This is a genomic window from Lysobacter sp. CFH 32150, from assembly GCF_022758295.1.
Lineage (GTDB): Bacteria > Pseudomonadota > Gammaproteobacteria > Xanthomonadales > Xanthomonadaceae > CFH-32150.
In genome coordinates, this window is the sequence record NZ_JALDWJ010000007.1 from 13,241 (window position 1) to 35,726 (window position 22,486).

General features: G+C 65.3%; 21 protein-coding genes and 1 riboswitch. Of the genes, 16 read left to right on the plus strand and 5 right to left on the minus strand.

Annotated elements, in window-relative coordinates; all coding sequences use genetic code 11:
• Positions 1-8 precede the first annotated feature (8 nt).
• Complete coding sequence (locus MO486_RS09965; protein ID WP_242906952.1) at positions 9-587, minus strand: adenylate kinase; 579 nt, start codon at positions 585-587, stop codon at positions 9-11.
• Between the two features lie 121 nt (positions 588-708).
• Here MO486_RS09965 and MO486_RS09970 point away from each other — a divergent pair, with 121 nt between their 5' ends.
• From MO486_RS09970 to MO486_RS10005, 8 genes are all read left to right on the plus strand, one after another.
• Complete coding sequence (locus MO486_RS09970; protein ID WP_242906954.1) at positions 709-1,965, plus strand: 6-phosphofructokinase; 1,257 nt, start codon at positions 709-711, stop codon at positions 1,963-1,965.
• A 37-nt stretch (positions 1,966-2,002) separates the two neighbouring features.
• Complete coding sequence (locus tag MO486_RS09975; RefSeq protein ID WP_242906957.1) at positions 2,003-2,836, plus strand: helix-turn-helix domain-containing protein; 834 nt, start codon at positions 2,003-2,005, stop codon at positions 2,834-2,836.
• Positions 2,837-2,913: 77 nt separating this feature from the next.
• Positions 2,914-3,357: a VOC family protein gene (locus tag MO486_RS09980; RefSeq protein ID WP_242906959.1), complete on the plus strand. Its 444-nt coding sequence runs from the start codon at positions 2,914-2,916 to the stop codon at positions 3,355-3,357.
• Positions 3,358-3,515: 158 nt separating this feature from the next.
• The gene (locus MO486_RS09985; RefSeq protein ID WP_242906961.1) at positions 3,516-4,154 is read left to right on the plus strand and encodes a hypothetical protein; all 639 of its coding nucleotides are present in this window, start codon (positions 3,516-3,518) and stop codon (positions 4,152-4,154) included.
• Between the two features lie 3 nt (positions 4,155-4,157).
• Complete coding sequence (locus tag MO486_RS09990) at positions 4,158-4,718, plus strand: DUF2846 domain-containing protein (protein ID WP_242906964.1); 561 nt, start codon at positions 4,158-4,160, stop codon at positions 4,716-4,718.
• A 55-nt stretch (positions 4,719-4,773) separates the two neighbouring features.
• The gene (locus MO486_RS09995) at positions 4,774-5,568 is read left to right on the plus strand and encodes a hypothetical protein (RefSeq protein WP_242906966.1); all 795 of its coding nucleotides are present in this window, start codon (positions 4,774-4,776) and stop codon (positions 5,566-5,568) included.
• A 287-nt stretch (positions 5,569-5,855) separates the two neighbouring features.
• Positions 5,856-6,341 (plus strand): hypothetical protein, encoded by a 486-nt coding sequence (locus MO486_RS10000; RefSeq protein WP_242906968.1) that lies wholly within the window; start codon positions 5,856-5,858, stop codon positions 6,339-6,341.
• Between the two features lie 119 nt (positions 6,342-6,460).
• Complete coding sequence (locus MO486_RS10005; protein WP_242906970.1) at positions 6,461-6,913, plus strand: DUF2846 domain-containing protein; 453 nt, start codon at positions 6,461-6,463, stop codon at positions 6,911-6,913.
• Between the two features lie 14 nt (positions 6,914-6,927).
• Here the strand turns inward: MO486_RS10005 and MO486_RS10010 are convergent, their stop codons facing one another.
• Positions 6,928-7,446, minus strand: coding sequence for a hypothetical protein (locus tag MO486_RS10010; RefSeq protein WP_242906972.1), 519 nt, complete (start codon positions 7,444-7,446; stop codon positions 6,928-6,930).
• Positions 7,447-7,666: 220 nt separating this feature from the next.
• On the opposite strand from MO486_RS10010, the gene MO486_RS10015 reads away from it, so the two are divergent.
• Together MO486_RS10015 and ppa are read left to right on the plus strand one after the other, a co-directional pair.
• A complete protein-coding gene (locus MO486_RS10015; RefSeq protein WP_242906974.1) occupies positions 7,667-9,697 on the plus strand; it encodes a sodium-translocating pyrophosphatase in 2,031 nt (676 codons plus the stop codon).
• 272 nt (positions 9,698-9,969) lie between these two features.
• On the plus strand, positions 9,970-10,518 hold the full coding sequence (gene ppa / locus MO486_RS10020) for an inorganic diphosphatase (protein WP_242906976.1): 549 nt from the start codon (positions 9,970-9,972) through the stop codon (positions 10,516-10,518).
• Between the two features lie 140 nt (positions 10,519-10,658).
• Here the strand turns inward: ppa and MO486_RS10025 are convergent, their stop codons facing one another.
• Genes MO486_RS10025 through thiC form a run of 3 tightly spaced genes read right to left on the minus strand, consistent with a single transcriptional unit; the run spans position 10,659 to position 13,832 of the window.
• Positions 10,659-10,832, minus strand: coding sequence for a hypothetical protein (locus MO486_RS10025; protein ID WP_242906978.1), 174 nt, complete (start codon positions 10,830-10,832; stop codon positions 10,659-10,661).
• Between the two features lies 1 nt (position 10,833).
• Positions 10,834-11,946, minus strand: a complete 1,113-nt coding sequence (locus MO486_RS10030) for a sensor domain-containing diguanylate cyclase (RefSeq protein WP_242906980.1) — start codon at positions 11,944-11,946, stop codon at positions 10,834-10,836.
• Between the two features lie 8 nt (positions 11,947-11,954).
• Positions 11,955-13,832, minus strand: coding sequence for a phosphomethylpyrimidine synthase ThiC (thiC, locus tag MO486_RS10035; RefSeq protein WP_242906982.1), 1,878 nt, complete (start codon positions 13,830-13,832; stop codon positions 11,955-11,957).
• A 67-nt stretch (positions 13,833-13,899) separates the two neighbouring features.
• A riboswitch (TPP riboswitch) is annotated at positions 13,900-14,013 on the minus strand.
• Positions 14,014-14,051: 38 nt separating this feature from the next.
• Here thiC and MO486_RS10040 point away from each other — a divergent pair.
• The 6 genes from MO486_RS10040 to MO486_RS10065 all read left to right on the plus strand — a co-directional run bounded on the left by MO486_RS10040 (position 14,052) and on the right by MO486_RS10065 (position 22,467).
• Positions 14,052-14,471, plus strand: a complete 420-nt coding sequence (locus MO486_RS10040; protein WP_255746646.1) for a DUF805 domain-containing protein — start codon at positions 14,052-14,054, stop codon at positions 14,469-14,471.
• The gene (locus MO486_RS10045; protein ID WP_242906986.1) at positions 14,458-16,701 is read left to right on the plus strand and encodes an FAD-binding protein; all 2,244 of its coding nucleotides are present in this window, start codon (positions 14,458-14,460) and stop codon (positions 16,699-16,701) included. Before MO486_RS10040 ends, MO486_RS10045 begins: the two co-directional genes overlap by 14 nt.
• Positions 16,698-17,744 carry a hypothetical protein gene (locus MO486_RS10050; protein WP_242907009.1) on the plus strand — a complete coding sequence of 349 codons (1,047 nt, stop codon included), beginning with the start codon at positions 16,698-16,700 and terminating at the stop codon, positions 17,742-17,744. Before MO486_RS10045 ends, MO486_RS10050 begins: the two co-directional genes overlap by 4 nt.
• The gene (locus MO486_RS10055) at positions 17,728-18,735 is read left to right on the plus strand and encodes an alpha/beta fold hydrolase (RefSeq protein WP_242907011.1); all 1,008 of its coding nucleotides are present in this window, start codon (positions 17,728-17,730) and stop codon (positions 18,733-18,735) included. The genes MO486_RS10050 and MO486_RS10055 overlap by 17 nt, the downstream gene beginning before the upstream one ends.
• Positions 18,736-19,042: 307 nt before the next feature.
• Entirely contained in the window at positions 19,043-21,532 is a 2,490-nt protein-coding gene (gene thrA / locus MO486_RS10060) for a bifunctional aspartate kinase/homoserine dehydrogenase I (protein ID WP_242907013.1), read from the plus strand.
• The gene (locus tag MO486_RS10065) at positions 21,529-22,467 is read left to right on the plus strand and encodes a homoserine kinase (RefSeq protein ID WP_242907015.1); all 939 of its coding nucleotides are present in this window, start codon (positions 21,529-21,531) and stop codon (positions 22,465-22,467) included. Before thrA ends, MO486_RS10065 begins: the two co-directional genes overlap by 4 nt.
• The last annotated feature ends 19 nt before the right edge of the window (positions 22,468-22,486 follow it).

The window sequence follows — 22,486 nt, forward strand, 5'->3', positions numbered from 1 at the left end:
GTAACGGATCAGCCGATTTCCTTGACCGGCGAAATCGCCTCGATGATCCGCGTGAATACCTCGTCCAGCGAACCGACGCCGTCGACCACGGTGAGATGGCCGTGTTGGCGGTAATAGTCGATCACCGGCGCGGTGTGGCCGTCATAGACCTTGAGCCGGGTACGCACGGATTCCGGGGTGTCGTCGGCGCGGCCCTCGGCGGCAGCGCGGCCCGCGATGCGCTCGACCAGCAATTCGGTCGGCACGTCGAGCTGCACGGCGAAATCGAACGGTTGGCCGATGCGCGTCAGCAGCTTGTCCAGTGCATCGGCCTGGGCCAGGTTGCGCGGGTAACCATCGAGGATGAAGCCGCCGCGGGTATCGGGACGCGAGAAGCGGTCCTCGAGCATGCCGAGCAGGATCTCGTCCGACACCAGTTCGCCGCGCGCCATCACCTCTTTCGCCGCCAGGCCGAGCTTGCTGCCGGCCGCGACTTCGGCGCGAAGCAGATCGCCGGTCGAAATGTGCGGCACCTGCAGGTGCTCCTTCAACCGCGCCGCCTGCGTCCCCTTGCCGGAACCCGGCGCACCGAGAAGAACCAATCGCATCACATCACTCCTAAGACAGAATCCTGGCGCCTCGGCGCGGCGCTACACTCGGGGCAGCCGCGGCCCGTCCGGGCGCAATAAGGCGGCCAGCTTACCGCATCCCAGTTGGAGCTCCGACTCAATGACCACAGGTACCCTGCTCTACGCGCAATCAGGCGGCGTCACCGCCGTCATCAACGCCACCGCTGCATCAGTAATCGCAACCGCACGAGCACACAAGATCAAGGTGCTGGCGGCCCGCAACGGCATCCTCGGTGCGCTCCGCGAGGAGCTGATCGACACCAGCAAGGAGTCCGCAGCCGCGATCCGTGCGCTGGCGCACACCCCGGGCGGGGCGTTCGGCTCGTGCCGGGTCAAGCTGAAGTCGCTGGAACAGGACCGGGCGCGCTACGAACGCCTGATCGACGTGTTTCGCGCCCACGACGTCCGCTACTTCCTCTACAACGGCGGCAACGATTCGGCCGACACCGCACTCAAGGTCTCGCAGCTGGCGGCGCAGTTCGACTACCCGATGACCTGCATCGGCGTGCCGAAGACGGTCGACAACGACCTCGCCGTCACCGATTGCTGCCCGGGGTTCGGCTCGGCGGCGAAATACACAGCGGTGTCGGTGCGCGAGGCCGCGCTCGACGTCGCGGCGATGGCGGAAACCTCGACCAAGGTCTTCGTGTACGAAGCGATGGGGCGCCACGCCGGCTGGCTAGCCGCGGCAGCCGGATTGGCGGGACAGGGTGTGGACGAAGCACCCCACCTCATCCTGTTCCCAGAACTCGTCTTCGACGAAGCGAAATTCTTCGCCCAGGTGAAAGCAATCGTCGAACGCGTCGGCTATTGCGTCGTCGTGGCGAGCGAAGGGATCCAGACTGCGGACGGGAAATTCGTTGCCGATGCTGGCGGCGGCAAGGACTCGTTCGGGCACACGCAACTGGGCGGCGTCGCTTCGCACCTCGCCGCGCGCGTGAAGGACACACTCGGCTACAAGGTGCACTGGACCCTGCCCGACTACCTGCAGCGTTCCGCGCGGCACCTGGCCTCGAAAGCCGACGTCGCCCAGGCGCAGGCCGTCGGCAAGGCGGCGGTTGAATTCGCATTGAAGGGCATGAACGCGGTAATGCCGGTCATCGTCCGCACGTCCGACCAACCGTATCGCTGGAAGATCGAAGCCGCGCCGCTGACGAAAGTCGCCAACCACGAAAAGAAGATGCCGGCGAACTTCATCCGCAAGGACGGCTACGGGATCACGCCTGCAGCGCGCCGCTACCTCGAGCCGCTGATCCGCGGCGAGGCACCACCGCCGTACGGCAGCGATGGCCTGCCGAAATATGTGGCGCTGAAGAATGTCGCCGTGCGCCGCAAGCTGCCCGATTTCGCAGCCTGATTCGCTGTGTGAACGCGCTCCGCGCTATGGTGCCGCCATGACCCTGGTCCGGCCGCCGCTGCCTGCGCTGCGCCCCTATGTGGAGAGCGTATGGGTGAGCGATCGTGCCGGGGCCGCGCCCGATGGTCGCGAGCACGCGCTGCCAACGGGTCAGATGCACCTGGCGCTGCGGCTCGACGGTTCTACCGTGCGGTTGTATGCCGATGAAGATGACACCGTGGGCGAAACCGTTGGAGACGCCGTGGTCGCCGGAGCGCGCGCGAGTTACTACATCAAGGACATGTCGATGCCGACGCGATCGGTCGGCGTGCAGCTGCGTCCGGGCGCGGCCACGGCGCTGTTCGGCGTATCGGCAGCGGCGTTGCAGGGCCGGCATGTGCCGCTGGACTTGCTCTGGGGCACCGATGCCGATCGACTGCGCGAGCGCCTGCACGAAGCATGCGACGCGCACGCGCAACTCGATGTACTACAAGCGATGCTGCTGGCGCGGCTGCGCGTGATCCGCGCCCTGCATCCGGCGGTGGCGCAGGCGCTGGCGCATATGGAGGCGGGCACCGTCATCGACAGCATCGACATCGGCAGCCTGGTCAAGGCCGCCGACACCAGCCATCGTCACTTCATCGCCCGGTTTCGCGACGCCACCGGGCTGCCGCCGAAACGTTACGCGCGCGTGCTGCGCTTCCGCCGACTGCTCCGGTCATTCGCCGCCAACCCGTCGCTGCCGTGGATCGAGCTCGCCCTAGCGGCGGGCTATAGCGATCAGTCACATTGCATCCGCGAATTCCGCGAGTTCGCCGGCGTCACGCCGCAAGCCTACCGACGGACTGCGGGCGCAGCATCAATGCACCTACCTGTTGCTGGGCCGCGCTGAGCGACCGGTCAATTTCGTGCAAGACGGGCATGCCGTGCCCGGCTACGGTGGACTCACCATCCAACCAGGAGCTTGCCATGACCGTGCATGAGCTATTCCCCTACCTGTGCGTGCGCGACACCGCGCAGGCGATCGCGTTCTATTGCGACGTGTTCGGCGCCACAGAGAAATTCCGCCTCAACGAACCTGGCGGCCGCATCGGCCATGCCGAACTCCAGTTCGGCCCGATGACGCTGATGCTATGCGACGAATACCCCGAGTACGACATCCGCCAGCCCGACCCTGCGGCAGGCACCAGCGTCACCCTGCACGTCCATGTCGACAACGCCGACGCCATCATCGAACGCGCGCTCGCCGCCGGCGGCACCCTGCTGATGCCGGCCAAGGACCAGTTCTATGGCGAGCGTTCCGGGGTGTTCCGCGATCCGTTCGGCCACCGCTGGAACGTCGGCCACAGCATCGAGGAAGTGACCACGGAGGAGATGCAGCGGCGCTACGACGGCATCGACGAGCCCTGCTGATCGGCAGTTGCACCACCGCCGCGTAGCAGCGGCGGATTGCCGGAATATGTCGCGCTGCAGGCCGTCGCAGTGGACGAAGTTGCACGCTATCAAAGCCTCCCCCTTGGCAAACCGCCGCCGTATCCATTAGTTTTCCGACACGACGGCAGGGGGAGCCGATGAAGTTTGCATGGATACTGGCCGCAGGTCTTGCGGCAACGGCTGCTGGCGCGCAAGCGCAAACCACCGACTCCACAACACCCGCTCCGGTAGCGCCGACTACGATGGGGCCCGCGGTCGCATCGTCATCCGCGGATGCTGCGGCCGCCATTCCCGGCACACTGCAGCTGCCGAACGGCACAGTGGTCGAAATCGAAATCGCCGAGCCGCTCAGTTCCAGATTGAACAAGCGCGGCGACAAGTTCCAGCTGAAATTGGCAGCACCGGTCGTCTTGAACGGCCAACTCGTGCTGCCTGCAGGCACGTCCGGAACCGGTGAGATCGTGCACGCCGAGCGTTCACGCGGTGGCGGCAAACCAGGCGAGCTGCTGCTGGCTGCACGTTACCTGGAGCTGCCTGGACAACGAATCCCGTTGCGCGGCTTCAAGCTCGGCGCCGCCGGCAAGGACAACACCGCACTCGCCTTGGGCACATCGTTCGCACTCGGGCCCTTCGCGCATTTCATTCACGGCCAGGAAATCGAAATCCCTGTCGGTACCAAGGCCAACGCCAAGCTGGCTGCAGATGTCGCCTTACCGACGGCGCCAAGTCCCGTTCCACCTACTGAACCGCTTTCCCCGTCACCCACCCAGGAGTAATTCATGCGTTCTGTTCTGTTCCGCAGTGCAATGTCGTGCGTGTTGTTGTGCCTGTGCCTGTCCGTATCCGCACAGGAAGTGAAAGTCGAGTCGCAAGGCGAAGCGACCGTCGCCGCCGGGAAACAGGTCGAAGCAAAGGTTGAAGCTACGGCCGAAGCCAATGACGAGACGAAAGCAGAGGGGAATGCAGAAGCCGCCGCGACCACCGAAGCCCCGAGCAACGGAGCAATCGGCGCGCCGCCGGCGGGCAAAGGGCAGGTCGTATTCTTCCGCCCGTCCAAATTCGCTGGCGCCGCGATTGGCTTCAAGGTGCGCGAAGGGACGACCGAACTCGGCAAGCTGCGCAGCGGCAACTATTTCGTCGCCGCTGTCGAGCCCGGCACGCACGAATACACCGTGCACTCCGAAGCCAAGGACATCTTGACGCTGGAAGTCGAAGCCGGCGAAACCTATTACGTGCAGGGCACGATCAGCATGGGCTTCATGGTCGGTCGACCGAACCTGTCGCCGTCCGACCAGGCGACGTTCGACGGTATGGCGAGCAAGCTGAAGCGCGTGCAGTAAACGGTTCATGCGCCAGGAACATTGAACATTTCGTTCAACGAGAAGGAGTCTCGACATGAACCAGAAATACCTGCTGTCCGCCCTGCTATTGCTGCCTGCCGCCACTGTCCTCGCAGGAACTTGCGAGGACAGCTTCCAGAAGAAAGGCAATCCCCTCACTGGCACTGCGTACACGGTCTCGGTCGACGTACCGGGCCTGAGTGTGGATAGCGCGATGGGCCAGCTGCGTGCGGTCGCCGCCAACAACAAGCTGGACATCCTTGCCGAGGATGCCGGCGGCACCATGCTCGCCGAAGAGCCTGAAACCATGGCGCACAAGCCTGTCCCGATCACGTTCACCGCAAGCGCCGGCCAAGTCGACATGACCGTCAAGCTCGGCCGCGTTGCGTTCGCCGGCGCCGACGCGATGAAGAAGTACATGTGCGACATGCTGGGTGAGATCAAACCCGGCAAGGAAGGCGCGGCCATCGCCGCGAGTGCACGCAAGGCAGGGTCGGGCGGCGGCAGTGAAATCCAGATGGATGCCAGCCGGCTTTCATTGCAGATCAAGCATCAGGCCGCCGACAACCAGGCTGCAATCGGCGCACGCTACAAGGGCAAGACGTTCCGGATCACCGGCCGGTTGAACAGTGCCGGCGTGATGGAATTCGATGGGGAATACCGGGCTGGTTTCCAGCTTCTGGACGACTCCCTGAGCAGGGTTGCCATCACTTGCAGGATGGCCTCAGACCAGACCGCCTACGCCCTGAGCCTGCGCGGCAGTGAAAAGGTCACGCTGGTCGGAACATTCGACAAGTTCGACCAGATCGCGGACATTTTCTGGGTGAAGGATTGCCGAAAGGCGACGTGATTCAACCTGGTGTTCCGACCACCGGCATGGGCGCGGAAAGCGCCCATGCCGCATTTTTGGGTGCCACTACCCCGCAGTGGCTCAGGCTTACTCAACGCCACGCTCGACGACACCGGCGCACCTCCGCAGCCATCCGATCCTGAAGCTGAATACGGCCCCCAAGCACCGCTCGGCGGCAAAATTGGCCCCTGATTTACGGCCCGCCGCGGCCCTTCCAACGTCCTGCCAAAGGCGTATCCTCCAGCCATCTGCTTACTTCCGTCCGGGCCACTAGGGAGGAGCTGATGATGAACGCCATACTGTTCCGCGGCGCGACTTTGCTCGCGCTGTTGCTGTTCTGCTTGCCTGCCATCGCGCAGAGGACGAGGTTCGAATCGCAAGGCGAAGCCTTCATCGCGGCTGAAGACAAGGCCATGATCGAGACGGCGCTGGTTCGGCATGTGTTCGGTGCGCCACAGAGCGGCAAAGGGCAGATCGTGTTTTTCCGATCCCAGAAGTCCACGAGCGCTGCTTTCGAGGTGCGTGAAAATGGGGCCGAGCTCGCCACGCTACCCAGCGGCAGCTACTTCATCGTGGCAGCCCAACCGGGCACGTACTCGTTTACCGTGGATGCCGAAGCCGGCGAAGTGTTGACCGTGGAGGTCAAGCCCGGCAGGACCCACTTTGTGAAAGCAAGCAACAGGCGTGCCGAGGGAGAGCGTCCGTATTTGTCACGTGCGGATGCCATGACTTTCCTTGGCGCGATTGGCGGCAGGCGCCTGTCGATCCTGTAATCCGATTGGGGACGGTTCGGAAGTCGTCGACGAAAGACTGATCTTCATCACACGCCATAGCGGCGTCCAGGGCATACCCTGCCGCCGCTGTGTCTTCCAGTCAGTCATCCGGAGTCGCCATGAAAACCGTCCTGTTCCGCAGTGTGTTGTCGTGCGCGTTGTTGACCATGTGGCTGCCTGCCACTTCGCAAACCCTGAAGGTCGAATCCCAGGGCCAGGCTGCCGTCGATGCGGAAAATGACCGCATCATCGCCGTGGCCATGTCCAAGGCTGTCGGTCTGCCGGCCGCAGGCAAGGGCCAGATCGTGTTCTTCCGCGCATCCAAGTCTCCGGGCGCAGCGGTGGAAGTCGACGCCGATGGCGAGGCGCTGGGCGAGCTCCCCGCCGGCATGTACTTTGCCGTGCCTGCATCGGCTGGCACGCACGCCTACACTTCGGGTGATGCCGGTTCGCTGTCGATGAATGTCGCCGCTGGCAGCACTTACTACGTGCAGGTCATCCGCAACCGTGCCGGGCGCCCGCAGTTCTTGCGTTCGACTGCGACCAGGTTCCAGCGCGCCACAGAGCACTGATCCGCTGCGGCGGCTTACGGTACCGACCCTGAGCCGCCGCAGGCTTTGCCTTCGATGCTCATCGCCGCGGCGTACATCGGCACAGCGCCGAGGTCGCCCTTCTTCGCCGCGTCGGTGGCCTCCTTCAGATAGATGCGCGAGCGTCCCTGCGCGTCCAGCTTCGGCGGCGCGGCATCGGCGGGTTTACGCCACACGCGCACGACTGCCTGCTGTGAAGCACAGGTCGCGTTCGGCACGCGGATCAGATCGTTGAATTTCCAACCTGATTGCTCCGATGGCTTCGTTTTCGCCGCATCGACGAAGCGCGCGCGCGGCTGGCAATTGGGGCTGGTGCGGACCACCGCGAACTTGTACGGCTCGGCGGCCTGCCCGGTGAACAAACCTTCGATGCGGGCGCAGGCCTCGGGAATGGTGCGCAATGTGTGCACGGCGCCGACGGCCTGCGGCTTGGCCGCAGCGCGGGTGATCTCCGGCTTCGTATCGGCCGCCGCGACCGGCAAGGCCAAGGCGGCGAACAGGACTAACGCGCGCATGCGGATGACTCCAGGTTTCGTGATCCGGGTCGCAGGCTGGCACGGTCGGGCTGAACCCTCGTTTCACGGGCGGAATCGAGGTTTCACAGGCCACGGGGCTGTGCCATAGTCGGGCTGTTGTCCGCCTTCGGTTGTGCCGCGGCGCAGCAAAAAACATCCATGCGTGTTGGTTCGGAGCGCATCGACCCGTTAGTCCTATTGTCCACTCGGGGGAGGGTTCATGTTGGAGCAGTACGGTTTACCCTTGGCGCTGGCTTGCGCCGTCATCGCGATTCTTTACGGAATCATTTCGGCGCGTTGGATCAACGCGCAACCCGCCGGCAACGAACGCATGCAGCAGATCGCCGGCGCGATCCAGGAAGGCGCCCGCGCCTATCTCAATCGCCAGTACCGGACGATCGGCATCGCCGGCGCCGTCTTGTTCCTGGTGATCGGCTTCTTCCTCAGCTGGCATTCCGCGATCGGTTTCCTGATCGGTGCGGTCCTGTCCGGCGCTGCTGGTTACATCGGCATGAACGTTTCGGTGCGCGCCAACGTGCGCACGGCGGAAGCCGCGCGCAGGGGCATCGGCCCGGCCATGGACGTCGCGTTCCGCGGCGGTGCGATCACCGGCATGCTGGTCGTCGGCCTCGGCCTGCTCGGCGTGGCGGGTTATTACATCGTGCTTACCCATCACCTGGGCGTGACGGGTGAAGCCGCACTGCACGCGCTGGTCGGCCTGGCGTTCGGCGCTTCGCTGATCTCGATCTTCGCCCGTCTCGGCGGTGGCATCTTCACCAAGGGTGCGGACGTCGGCGCGGACCTCGTGGGCAAGGTCGAAGCCGGCATCCCGGAAGATGACCCGCGCAATCCGGCGGTGATCGCGGACAACGTCGGCGACAACGTCGGCGATTGCGCCGGCATGGCCGCGGACCTGTTCGAAACCTACGCGGTCACCATCATCGCCACCATGCTGCTCGGCGGATTGATGGTCGCCGAAGCCGGTGCCAATGCGGTGCTGTACCCGCTGGTGCTGGGCGGCGTGTCGATCATCGCCTCGATCATCGGTGCCTTCTTCGTCAAGGTGAAGGAAGGCGGCTCGATCATGGGCGCGCTGTACAAAGGTGTGATCGTGTCGGCAGTGCTGGCGGCGGTCGCGTTCTATCCGATCACCACGCAACTGATGGACGATTCGAGCTACGGCGCGATGAACCTGTACTGGTGCTCGCTGATCGGCCTGGTGCTCACTGGCGCGATCGTGTGGATCACCGAGTACTACACCGGCACGCAATTCAAGCCGGTGCGGCACATCGCGGCGGCATCGACCACGGGCCACGGCACCAACATCATTGCGGGCCTCGGCGTATCGATGAAGTCGACCGCGCTGCCGGTGATTGCAGTGTGTGTGGCGATCTGGGCCGCGCACGCGCTCGGTGGTCTGTACGGCATCGCCATCGCTGCTACCGCGATGTTGTCGATGGCCGGCATGATCGTCGCGCTCGACGCCTACGGCCCGATCACCGACAACGCCGGCGGCATCGCCGAGATGGCGGAGCTGCCGAAGGAAGTGCGCGCCATCACCGATCCGCTCGACGCCGTCGGCAACACCACGAAGGCCGTCACCAAGGGCTACGCGATCGGTTCGGCGGCGCTGGCGGCACTGGTCCTGTTTGCCGACTACACGCACAACCTCTCGGCCAACAACAACGGCGCCACGCTCGCCTTCGACCTGTCCGACCACATGGTGATCATCGGCCTGCTGATCGGCGGCCTGATTCCCTACCTGTTCGGTGCGATGGCGATGGAAGCCGTCGGCCGCGCTGCGGGTGCGGTGGTGGAAGAAGTGCGCCGCCAGTTCCGCGATATCCCTGGGATCATGGAAGGCACGGGCAAGCCGGATTACTCGCGTGCGGTCGACATGCTGACCAAGTCGGCGATCAAGGAAATGATCATCCCGTCGCTGCTGCCGGTCGCGGTGCCGGTGCTGGTCGGCCTGTTGCTCGGCCCGAAGGCGCTGGGCGGTTTGCTGATCGGCACGATCGTGACGGGCCTGTTCGTCGCGATCTCGATGACCACCGGTGGCGGCGCCTGGGACAACGCCAAGAAGTACATCGAGGACGGCCACCACGGCGGCAAGGGTTCCGAGGCGCACAAGGCCGCGGTCACCGGCGACACCGTCGGCGACCCGTACAAGGACACGGCCGGCCCGGCGATCAACCCGCTGATCAAGATCATCAACATCGTCGCGCTGTTGCTGGTGCCGCTGCTGTAACAGCAGTTCCCTCATGCAGGCTCGAAAGCCCCGCTTCGGCGGGGCTTTTTTCTGCCCGGACTCAGAGGCGGAATAGCCCCCTTTGAGTCAAAGGGGGCGCGGCGACAGCCGCGGGGATTCTGGAGGTACAGCGGCCGGGGCCCAGGATTTGCGTGGCAAATCCTGGGGATCTTTCCGCGCAGCGGGAAGATCGCCGGTAGAATGCGCGCCCTCCCCTCACCCCAACCCTCTCCCGCAAGCGGGGAGAGGGAGCACAACGTCGGAGCAACACCATGGGCCTGGACCTCGTCCCCACCGGCAAGAACCCGCCGGACGAAATCAACGTCATCATCGAAATCCCCAAGGACGCCGAACCGGTCAAGTACGAGGTCGACAAAGCCTCCGGCGCGATCTTCGTCGACCGTGTGCTGTCGACGCCGATGCGCTATCCGTGCAACTACGGTTACGTCCCGCACACGTTGTGCGGCGACGGCGATCCGGCCGACGTGCTGGTCCTGATGCCGTTGGCGCTGATCCCGGGCTCGGTGATCCGCGTGCGCCCGGTTGGCGTTTTGAAGATGAGCGACGAGGCCGGCAGCGACGAGAAGATCCTTGCCGTGCCGATCACCAAGGTCTATCCGGGTTACGCGCACATCGCTGACCTGGATGACGTGCCGAAGCACTGGCGCGACCGCATCGGCTACTTCTTCGAGCACTACAAGGACCTCGAGGAAGGCAAGTGGGTCAAGCTCGACGGCTGGGGCGGCGTGGACGTCGCCAGGCAGGTACTCGTCGACTCGATCACCCGCTACAACGCAACGCCGGACAAGCCGCGCTTCTGAGTGGTCGGCACAGACAAGAAGGCCGCCTCGGGGCGGCCTTCCGCGTTTTTCAGTCGATTGGTTGAATGACTACCGTCGATCGACCCTGCGCATGGTCAATCGACGCAATACTCGCCACGCATTCGCCGACGGCGAGACGTTCATCCGATCAGCCGGAAGTGGTAACGGAGCGCGTAATAGATGACATAAAGCCACGACAACAAGCCATGCACGATGACCCATAGCAGCGACTTGTTCGCCGTCCAGGAAATCACCATCGCAAGCGCGCTGCCGAAGCTGATTCCGGCCTTGACCACCGCACGACCACTGCCCATCTCATACCCCCGCATCTTGGCGTTCCACTCGGGCCCTGCTCGTCGCTGCACGCACACAGTTCCGCCCGGATCGCTTGGCATCGTAGAGCGCCGCATCGGCAGGCACCAGAAGCGCATCGGCCCGCGCACCCGGATCCGGAATGCAGGCCGCAGCGCCCACGCTGATCGTCACCTTCCCGGCATCGCAATAGCGGTGTACGAAACTGCGGGTTTCCATGGCCAGGCGAAGCCGCTCGGCCTGGACGAGGGCGGCCGCCACATCGGCATCGGGAACCAGGATGACGAATTCCTCTCCGCCATAACGCGCCAGTCGCATCGTCGTCCCCTCCAGCATGTAGGCAAGCAGGGACGCCACCTGCTTCAGGCAACTGTCGCCGGCCAAGTGCCCGTATCCATCGTTGTAAGCCTTGAAGTGGTCGACATCCACCAGCAGCAGCGCGAGTGATCGGCGCGAAGCGGAAGCCAGCTCGAGGGCCTGCCCAATCCATCCATCGAAACAACGCCGGTTCGCCAGCCCTGTCAGGCCGTCCAGCTGCGACAGGCTTTCCATTGCCTGGTAGGCATCCTGCAGCTGGGCGTTCGCTTGCTGCAGCGCTTCGAGCAGCCGCGCTGCACGGATCACGCCGGCGATCTGGTCGGCAACCGTCTCAAGCAAAGCGCGCTGGCCGCGGAAAGCATCAACGCGGCGGCTTTCGGCGTTCAGCACCGCGAGTACTTCGCCCTTGTGCATGACAGGCACGCACAGTTCGGAGCGCGTGCCATGCAGCGTATCGACGAAGTTGGGGTGATCGCGGATGTCGTCGATATCGTCGATGGCGATCGTCCGCCCGGTGATCGCGCATTCACCGACGACACCCGACCCGAGCGCGCGCCGATAGCCCACCGTGACATCGGTTTCCAGCGCGCTGTACACCGCTTCGCAGACGAACTCACAGTTTGCCGCGTCGATCCCGGCGCAGGCGATGAATTCCCACTGGAATTCCTCGGCCAGCGTGTCGACCACGCGCTGCAGCATCGGCCGCAGCGCCATGTCCTCGACGGCGATCCTGGCGATCCGGTTGAGAATCGCCAGTTGGCGCATCGCGTCGGGCCCACTGTCGATCCGCTGCGCCATGGTTGCCCCTATTCGGGGCGATACACCTCGGCGCCGGCAGCACGGAACTCCGCCGACTTCTCCGCCATGCCCGCATCGATCGCAGCGACTTCATCGACACCGTGCTCGGCGGCGTAATCACGCACGTCCTGCGTGATCTTCATCGAACAGAAATGTGGCCCGCACATCGAGCAGAAGTGGGCGAGCTTGTGCGCATCCTTCGGCAAGGTCTCGTCGTGGAATTCCTTGGCCTTTTCCGGATCGAGGCCGAGATTGAACTGGTCCTGCCAGCGGAACTCGAACCGCGCCTTCGACAACGCGTTGTCGCGGACCTGTGCGCCGGGATGGCCCTTGGCCAGATCCGACGCATGCGCGGCGATCTTGTAGGCCATGATGCCGTCGCGCACGTCTTCGCGATTGGGCAGGCCAAGGTGTTCCTTCGGCGTGACGTAGCAGAGCATCGCAGTGCCGTACCAACCGATCATCGCCGCGCCGATCGCGCTGGTGATGTGGTCGTAGCCCGGCGCGATGTCGGTGGTCAGCGGCCCGAGCGTATAGAACGGCGCTTCGCCGCACTCGCGCAGCTGCTTGTCCATGTTTTCCTTGATCAACTGCATCGGCACGTGGCCGGGGCCTTCGATCATGGTCTGGACGTCGTGCTTCCACGCGATCTTGGTCAGTTCGCCCAGGGTCTCGAGTTCGCCGAACTGCGCGGCATCGTTGGCATCGGCGATGCAACCCGGGCGCAGGCCATCACCCAGCGAGAAGGCCACGTCGTAGGCCTTCATGATGTCGCAGATGTCCTCGAAATGTGTGTAGAGGAAATTTTCCTTGTGGTGCGACAGGCACCACTTGGCGAGGATCGAACCGCCGCGCGAGACGATGCCGGTGACGCGCTTGGCCGTCAGCGGCACGTAACGCAGCAGCACGCCGGCGTGGATGGTGAAGTAGTCCACGCCCTGCTCGGCCTGTTCGACCAACGTGTCGCGGAAGATTTCCCAGGTGAGTTCCTCGGCGCGACCGTCGACCTTCTCCAGCGCCTGGTAGATCGGCACGGTCCCGATCGGCACCGGCGAGTTGCGCACGATCCACTCGCGCGTTTCATGGATGTGCTTGCCCGTCGACAGGTCCATGACGGTGTCGGCGCCCCAGCGAATCGCCCACACCAGCTTCTCGACTTCCTCCGCGATCCCCGACGACACCGCGCTGTTGCCGATGTTGGCGTTGATCTTGGTCAGGAAGTTGCGACCGATGATCATCGGCTCGCTTTCCGGGTGGTTGATGTTGTTGGGCAGGATCGCGCGGCCGCGCGCGATCTCGTCACGCACGAATTCCGGCGTGATCAGCTTCTGGATATTGGCACCGAAACTTTCGCCCGCGTGTTGCATCAACAGGCCGGCATCGCGCACCGCGTCGAGGCGCTGGTTCTCGCGGATCGCGACGAACTCCATCTCCGGGGTGACGATGCCACGCTTGGCGTAATGCATCTGCGAGACATTGGCGCCGGCGATGGCGCGGCGCGGCTGGATGCGGGCCGGGAAACGCACGCTGTCGAGGCGTGCATCGGTCTCGCGCGCACGACCGAACGCAGAGGTCAAACCGACCAGCGGCTCGCTGTCGCCGCGCTCGGCGATCCAGCGCGCGCGTAGCGGCGCCAAACCTGCAGCGAGATCGATGTGCGCATCGGGATCGGAATACGGCCCGGAGGTGTCGTAGACCGTGATCGCCGGATTGTCCTCGCCGCCGAATGCGGTCGGCGTGCGCGTCTGCATGATCTCGCGCATCGGCACGCGCAGATCCGCACGCGAACCGGGCACGTGGATCTTGTTCGAACCAGGGATCGGGCGGGTGACCGCCTCCGAGAGTTGTTCGGTCTGGCGGATCAGTTCAGAGGGCACGGCATTCATGGCATTCGTCCGGGGGCTGGGCGGGACGAAGCGGCGGCGCGCACCGCGCCAGGCCTGGTCCGAGGCTGGGCGGTGTCACGAAGCTTCCCTACGCCGGTCTCAACCGGATCAGGTTCGAAGGGTCTGTCTCAACCGGCATGCTTTCCCTGGGAAGGCCGGGCCGGTACCCCCGCTTCAAGTCGGCATTTGACCACGGTAAAGAGGCCTCGGCTAGTATGAATGCCATACGAGGCGTCACTACTCGGCAGGGGATCAAGCTTGGTCGCACAAACGATTCTGGCGTGGACTCGCTGGCAGGGACGCATGCGGCGACGCACATTCCTGTGGAAGCTTCTCGTCGCGGCGTTCGCCTTCGTGGTGCTGTTCGTCTTCATGGAACGTGCCCTGGGCCATGCCAGCACGCTGCTGTTGTATCCGCCGTTCTTCGCCGTGCTGCTGTCGCTGTTCGTCCGGCGCCTTCACGACCAGGCGCGCTCGGCGTGGTGGCTGCTGGCGGTGATCGTGCCGATCCTTGGCCCGCTGCTGCTCGCATTCCTGTTCCTGTTCAAGCGCGGCACCGACGGCAGCAACCAGTATGGGGACGATCCGCGCCGCGTCGGACGCGATTACCTGCGGGTCGCGATCCATGAACCCGCCTGACGACGGGACCATCGTCAACGACGTCACCCGCCTCAACCCGGTGCGGGTGTGGGCGGTCGCGGTACCGACCAGCGTCGAGGACGTGCAGGACGCGGTACGTCGCGCCGAAGGGCCGGTCTCGATCGGTGGCGGCCATTTCAGCATGGGCGGGCAGACCGCCAGTCCGGGCAGCCTGCACCTGGACATGCGTCGCTTGAACCAGGTGCTCGCCTTTCATCCGCAGCAGCGCACGATCCGCGTGCAGGCGGGGATCCGCTGGTGCGACATCCAGCGCTTCATCGACCCGCACGACCTGTCGGTGCGGATCATGCAGACCTACGCCAACTTCACCGTAGGCGGTTCGCTGAGCGTGAACGTGCACGGCCGCTACGTCGGCCTCGGACCGTTGATCCTGTCGGTCAACGCAATCCGCGTGGTACTTGCCGACGGTGAGCTGGTGGAAGCGACGCCGACGCGCAATAGCGAGTTGTTCCATGGTGTCGTCGGCGGCTACGGCGGCCTTGGCGTCATCGTCGAGGCCGAGCTGCAGCTCGCTCCGAACCTGCGTGTGCAGCGCGACCATGCATGCATGCCAACGCGCGCGTACGCGCGCTGGTTCCGCGAGCACGTGCGCAGCGATGCAACCGCGGTCTTCCACAACGCCGACCTGTATCCGCCGCAATACCGACAAGCGCGGGCCGTCAGCTGGCGCGAAACGAACAACGCGGTGACCGTGCCGCATCGCTTGCAACCGGTGCGCCGGCATTTCCCGCTGCAACGCTATTTCTTCTGGGCGTTCACCGAAACGCCCGGCGGCAAATGGCGGCGGCAACACATCATCGACCGCCTGCTGTACCTCGCGCGACCGGTGCATTGGCGCAACTACGAGGCCGGGTACGACGTTGCCGAACTCGAGCCGGCGACGCGCCGGCACCGCACTTACGTGCTGCAGGAGTACTTCATCCCGGTGGCGCGTTTCGACGAGTTCGTGCCGAAGATGGCGGAAATCCTCAGCCGCCATCGCGTCAATGCGGTGAACGTCTCGGTGCGACATGCATTCGCCGATCCCGGCTCGCTATTGGCGTGGGCACGCGAGGAAGTCTTCGCCTTCGTCCTTTATTACAAGCAGCGCACCCGCGACAACGCAAAAGCCCGCGTGGCGGTGTGGACGCGCGAACTCATCGACGCCGCGCTCGACTGCGGCGGCACCTACTATCTGCCCTACCAGCCGCACGCCACGCCGGAACAGTTCCACCGCGCCTATCCGCGAGCGCGGGAGCTGTTCGAACTCAAGCGGAAGCTCGATCCGGACTTCCGCTGGCGCAACGTACTGTGGGACACCTACTACGCACCGACCCTCGAGCCCATGACCCAAGACGCAACCACCGCACCGCTCGGTCCCGACGCCGATTTCAAGGCGATTTACGCGACCACCCGCGGCAACGACGACTTCTACCGCTTCCTGCAGAACGTTTACCGGCTCTATCCGGAAGACCGCTTCCATGCGCTGATCCAGGATACGGTGCGCACGCACCACGGCGACGAGGCGATCTACCGCGCCCTGCAGGCCAAGGTGCCGGGGATCAAACCGTTCCTGTCGGAACTGACCTATGCCTTGCCCTCGCTAGGCAAGCAGAAGCGTGAGATGTCGCGGCAGACGCTGCAGTTGCTCGGCGACCGTCGAACCTTCGACGGCTACCTCGAGATCGGCAGCACGGGCCGCTACGTCAGCGACCTGCGCAAGCACCTGACCCTGCGTGGCGATGTCGTGCTGCTCAATGACATCGCGCCGACGAACTCGCCAGTCGACATCGTCGAACGCGGCGGGTTGCGGAAGATCGGCCGCTACGTCCCGATGGACGACTACGCGCCGATCGCGCCTGCCGCCATCGCCGATGCCAGCATCGAACTCGCGACCTGCTACATCGGCCTGCACCACATCCCGCTGGACCGGATCGACACCTTCATCGCTTCGTTGCATCGGGTCGTCAAGCCCGGCGGGCTGCTGATCCTACGCGACCACGACGTCACCGACGAGTACATGCGCGCGCTGGTGGCGCTGGCGCACATCGTGTTCAACGCCGGCCTCGGCACGCCGTGGGAAACGAATGCGCGCGAACTCCGTCACTTCCGCACCATCGATGCATGGGTGGAGATCCTGCAGCGGCACGGCTTCATCGCAGAAGGCCCACGCCTGCTGCAGGCGCACGATCCGACCATCAACACGTTGTTGTGCTTCCGACGCGCATGACCATGCAGCGCTTGCATCGGACCATCGTGGCGGCATTCGCCGCGCTGCTGCTGGCGGGCGGAGTCGCGGTCTGCGCACCGCGGTTGCAGACGCCGCAGGAACATCGCCGGACCGAAGACCAGACCTACCTGACCTTCCCGGAATGGTTCCTGGTGTTCAGCCCAGCCGAATATGCCGACCTGCTACGCGCTGCGCAGCCGGCCAGCGCGTTCCCGTTCTTCGCCCATGTCGGCCAGTTCTGGGGTGCGTATCGGCAGGTGATCGGCGCCACGTCCGGCCGTTATCCGTTCAACGGCGAATACCACACGATGATCGTGGTGATCGGCGTCAGCACCACGGTCGAGTATGCGATCAAGGGCGCCTACGAAACCCTGGTCGGCCGGCTCACCGAACTGGTTTCCCAACCGAATGCGACGCCGGAAGATCGGCTGGCAACACAACAGGCGCAGGCTTACGTGGACTTCATCCGCGTCCGCCCATGGTACGAATTCGATTTCGTTACCCCGCTCAAGCAACTGTGGACAGAAACGCCGTTATGGGGTCCACAGCCGCTACGCAAATGGGAACGTCGCTATCTGTTGACCAGCGAATGGCTGGTCAAGGCGGGCTATGCGGCGTTGCTGGAGAAGGCGACCCATTCGACCTTCGAGGTACCGAGCACGACGACCGCGGTTGTGGTCGAAGGACTATCGGATGGCATCGAGTCTGACCTGCCGGAGTTGCAGCGACTGCAGCGCGATGGCACGCAGACGCTGGTCACCGTTCCGCGGTACCAGGCGTTCACCGACTACGCGATCGCGCTCTCGCAGGGGGGCGCGCGTTTCGTCGAGATCGCCGGCAACCGCGGCATGGTCCTGGTCAGCGCCGTGACGCCTGCCGCCGCTCCGTTGCCTCCGGGCACGCGCGTGTTGATCCGGCAACCCATCCTCACGCGCAACGGACTGGAGCGACGCGTGCTCGAAGTGCCGGTGGCAAGACTGGCGGCGGTCCTGAATGACTACGCGACCAACGCTGTCCACGTCGAACATGTCTTCGATTACTAGGCCGGCGTTCCGCCCGCTGCGGCTGATCCTGCGGACGATCGTAGGCCTTGTCGTCGCCGTCTCGTTGTATGTCGCTGCCAGTGCACTTTACGTCTATGCGCACGAGCACGACTCGCTGCGCGCGGCCGCGCCCGCTGGCGGGCGATTCACGAAAGCGGCGGGTGTCGAAGTGTTCTCCCAGGCGCATGGACCGGTTAGCGATGCAACGCCGATCCTGCTCGTGCACGGCACGGCCGCGTGGAGCGGCACCTGGTTTTCGCTGATCCCGGCCTTGCGCTCGGCAGGTTATCCCGTGATTGCGGTCGACTTGCCGCCGTTTGGCTATTCGGGCAAGTCGACGCACATCGATTTTTCGCGCAGTGCACAAGCCGAACGATTGGCAACGGTGCTCGATGCCTACGGCGTGCGCCGTGCCATTGTCGTCGGTCATTCGTTCGGTGCCGGGCCGGCGTTGGAACTCGCCCTGCACATGCCAGAGCGGGTGGAGCGGGTGGTACTGGTCGATGCCGCGCTCGGGCTCGAAAGCACCGCGCCGGACGTCGATTCGCCGGCGTGTCGCGTGCTCGCGCAGGAGTCGCTTCGCTGGCCGTTGCTGGCAGCCAGCGCCGCCAATCCGCTCTGGAGCAAGGCCCTGCTGCGTAGCTTCGTCGCCCGCAAGGAGTCTGTCACCGATGCGCGACTCCGCGAGTACCGGCGCCCGGCCACACTCAAGGGCGCGACCTCGGCGCTGGGCGCATGGGCGTTTCACTTCGCCTGCCTGCCGGAACGCGGCGACAGCACCGACGCCAACCGAATCCGCGACCTGCGCCCACCGCTGACACTGATCTGGGGTGCCCGCGACACGGTCACGCCGTTGTCGCAGGCGCGCCACCTGCAGTCTCTCCTGCCGCAGGCGTCAGTGCATGTGATCGATCATGCCGGGCACATCCCGCATATCGAGGACCCAGCGCGGTTCCAACGCACACTGCTCGAGGTGCTCGCCACCCGCTGAGGAGGCCCACAAATGGGCAGCTGTTTCCAAGGAAACTGTTGACAGGTTCGCGAGCCGCATGGTCTTCTCGAGCTGCCATGACGCACCGCCGCATCCAGCCGCACACCCTCCGTACCGCGCCGCAAGGCCGGGGCGCGGTTGCGCGCACGATTGCGGCGGTAATGACCGTCATTACGACCACGACCACCACTCCATCACGGGTGCGGACGGGCGTGTCGATCTGATCGAACTTGCCGCTCCGCACCCGACCCGGGTGCAGAGCGAGCGCACCTGAGTCGGACGCGGGGCACCACCAGGAGCCCTACCCATGTCGTCCGAGCCACCCTTCCAACCCGCCGCCGCACGCTTGCACGTGCACAAGTTCGGCGGCAGCAGCCTGGCCAGCGCCGAGCGTTATCGCGCCGTCGGCAAGTTGATCGACGACGGTGCCACCACGCGCGTGGTCGTGGTCTCGGCGATGCAGGGCGTGACCGATGGGCTGATCGCGTTGCTCACCGCAGCGTGGGACGGCGGCGACTGGCAGCCGCAATGGGCCGCGCTGCGCACGCGCCATCTCGACACAGCGGCGGCGCTCGATGGCGATCATCGCCACGGGCTGCAAAACGTGATCGATGCCGAATTCAGCGCATTGCGCGACGACCTCGCAGCGCTCGCCAGTGGCGACGGCGATGCCGACGCGATCGCGCAACGCGTACCCGGGCTTGGCGAAGTGCTGTCCTCATACCTGCTGCACGCCACGCTCGGTGGCGACCACGCGGGCTGGCGCCGGCTCGACGCGCGCGAAGTACTGGTCGCGCATCCGGGCGAGCTGGGGATGGCGGTGGACTGGGATGCGAGCCGACAGCATCTGGCCGCCTGGCTTGGCGTGGACACCACCGGCAACGTCGTCGTCACCGGTTTCGTCGCGCGCGACGCGCAGGGCCGCGCGACCACGCTGGGGCGCAACGGCAGCGACTTTTCCGCGGCGATCTTCTCCAACCTGTTCGAAGCCGATGCATTGACCATCTGGACCGATGTTGACGGCGTGCTCTCCGCCGATCCGCGACGCGTGCCGGATGCGGTGTGCCTGCCCTCGATGTCGTATGCGGAAGCCTGCGAACTCGCCTATTTCGGCGCCAAGGTGCTGCACCCGCAGACGCTGGCGCCGGCGATGCAGCGCGGACTGCCGATCCGCATCCGCAACACGCTCAACCCCGCCTCGCCGGGCACGGTGATCGCGCAGGAATCGCAGCCGGCCGCATCGCCGGTGAAAGGCCTGAGCCTGGTCGAGGACCTCGCCATACTCGAACTCACCGGCGCCGGTTTGATCGGCGTGCCCGGTACCGCCGAGCGCCTGTTCGCCGCCCTGCATGCGGCCGGCGTGTCGGTGACGATGATCACGCAGGGTTCGTCGGAACATTCGATCTGCTGCGTGCTGCGCGCCGACCAGGCGCAACGCGGGCGCGAGGCGGTGCAAGCCGCGTTCGCCGAGGCGATCGCCGATGGCCAGGTCGAAGGCGTCAATGTCACCAGCGACATCGCGGTGCTCGCCGCAGTCGGCGACGGCATGGTCGGCACGCCGGGCGTGTCGGCGCGGCTGTTCGCGGGCCTGGCGCAGGCGCGCGTCAACATCCGCGCGATCGCGCAAGGCGCAAGCGAGCGCAATATCTCCGTTGCCATCGCCGCGGGCGATGCCACGCGCGGCTTGCGCGCCGCGCACACCGCATTCTGGTTGTCGCCGGCGACACTGTCGGTGGGCGTGATCGGCCCGGGCAATGTCGGCCGTGCGCTGCTGGCGCAGCTGGCCGATGCAATCCCGCGTTTCTCACGGGAATCACGCCTGGACCTGCGATTGCGGGCGATCGCCAACAGCAGGCAAATGGCCTTCGCCGAACGCCGCATGGAAGCCGACGCCGCGGTTGCCCTCCTCGGCAGCGAGTACACGCAGCCGCTGGACCTCGAGCGTTTCGCGGCGCACGTGCGCGCCGAACACCTGCCGCATGCGGTGATCGTCGACTGCAGCGGCAGCAACGACGTCGCTGCGCATTACCCGGACTGGCTCGCCGCCGGTATCCACGTGGTCACGCCGAACAAGCAGGCCGGCAGCGGACCGCTCGCGCGCTACGAAGCGATCCGCGCCGCTTCGCGCAGCGGCGGTCACTTCCGTTACGAAGCCACGGTCGGTGCCGGATTGCCGGTGATCCAGACGCTGCGCTCGCTGCTCGACACCGGAGACGAGCTGACCGAAATCGAAGGCGTGCTCTCCGGCACGCTGGCCTGGCTGTTCAACAAGTTCGATGGCAGCGTGCCGTTCTCGCAACTGGTGCTGGAAGCGCAGCGCCTCGGCTACACCGAGCCCGACGCGCGCGATGACCTCTCGGGCACCGATGTCGCGCGCAAGCTGGTGATCCTGGCGCGTGAGGCCGGGCGTTCGCTGTCGCTATCGGATGTTGTCGTCGAAAGCCTGGTGCCGGAGGCCTTGCAAGGCGTATCGAAGGACGAATTCTTCGCCCGCCTGCAGGAAATGGACGCGCCGATGCAGGCGCGGCTCGAAGCTGCGCACCGCGAAGGCCGCGGCCTGCGCTACCTTGCGCAGCTGACCCGTAATGGCCAGGCCCGTGTCGGCCTGGTCGCACTGCCGCAGGAGCACGCCAGCTTGCATACGCAACTCACCGACAACCTGATCCAGTTCCGCACGCGCCGCTACGCCGACAACCCGTTGGTGGTGCAAGGCCCGGGCGCAGGCGCGGTCGTGACTGCAGCCGGCGTGTTCGGCGATTTGCTCGCGGTGGCACAGGCGCTGGGGGCGCGGCTGTGAGCACGTCGATTCGTGAAGCGCGTGCATTCGCGCCCGCCAGCGTCGGCAATATCGGCGTGGGTTTCGATCTGCTTGGTCATTCGATCGATGGTCCGCGCGACGTGGCCTTCGTGCGTCGCATCGCCGAACCGGTCGTACGCATCACGGCGATTACCGGCGACATCGTCGGCATCGAAACATTGCCACTGCAAGCCGAGCGCAACACGGCCGGGCGCGCGTTGCAGACTTTGCGCGACGCCGTGGGCATGGCCGACGGTTTCGAACTCGAAATCCACAAGGGCATCGCGCTCGGCTCCGGTCTGGGAGGTTCAGCGGCTTCGTGCGTGGCGGCACTGGTCGCGGCGAATGCGTTGCTCGATGCGCCGTTGACGCGCGAAGCGCTGTATCCGTTTGCGCTGCAGGGCGAAGCGGTCTCCAGCGGCAGCCTGCACGGCGACAATGTCGCGCCGATGCTGCTCGGTGGCGTGGTGATGGCGACAGCGACGCGGATGGTCGCGCTGCCCGCGCCGGCGTGGCTGTTTTGCGCGGTGGTGCATCCGGACCAAGTGCTGGAAACGCGCCGCGCTCGCGCCGCGCTCGCCGAACCGTATCCGCTGTCGCAGGTGGTGGAACAAAGCACGCACCTGGCGCAGTTCCTTACCGGCCTGCAACGCGGCGACGCCGGACTGATCCGCGATGGCTTGAACGACGTGCTGGTGGAGCCGCGACGTGCGCCGCTGATTCCGGGCTTCGCACAAGTGAAGGCCGCGGCGCTCGACCACGGTGCGCTCGGTGCCAGTATTTCCGGAGCAGGCCCCAGCGTGTTCGCATGGTTCGATTCACGCGAGCGGGCACAGGCCGCGGCCGAGGCGATGCAGACCGCGTTCGCCGACGCTGGTTACGGTGCGCGCGCTTATGTATCACCGGTGGCTGGACCGCGAGCGGAAGTCATCTAACTCCCTCCCCTCCGAATGG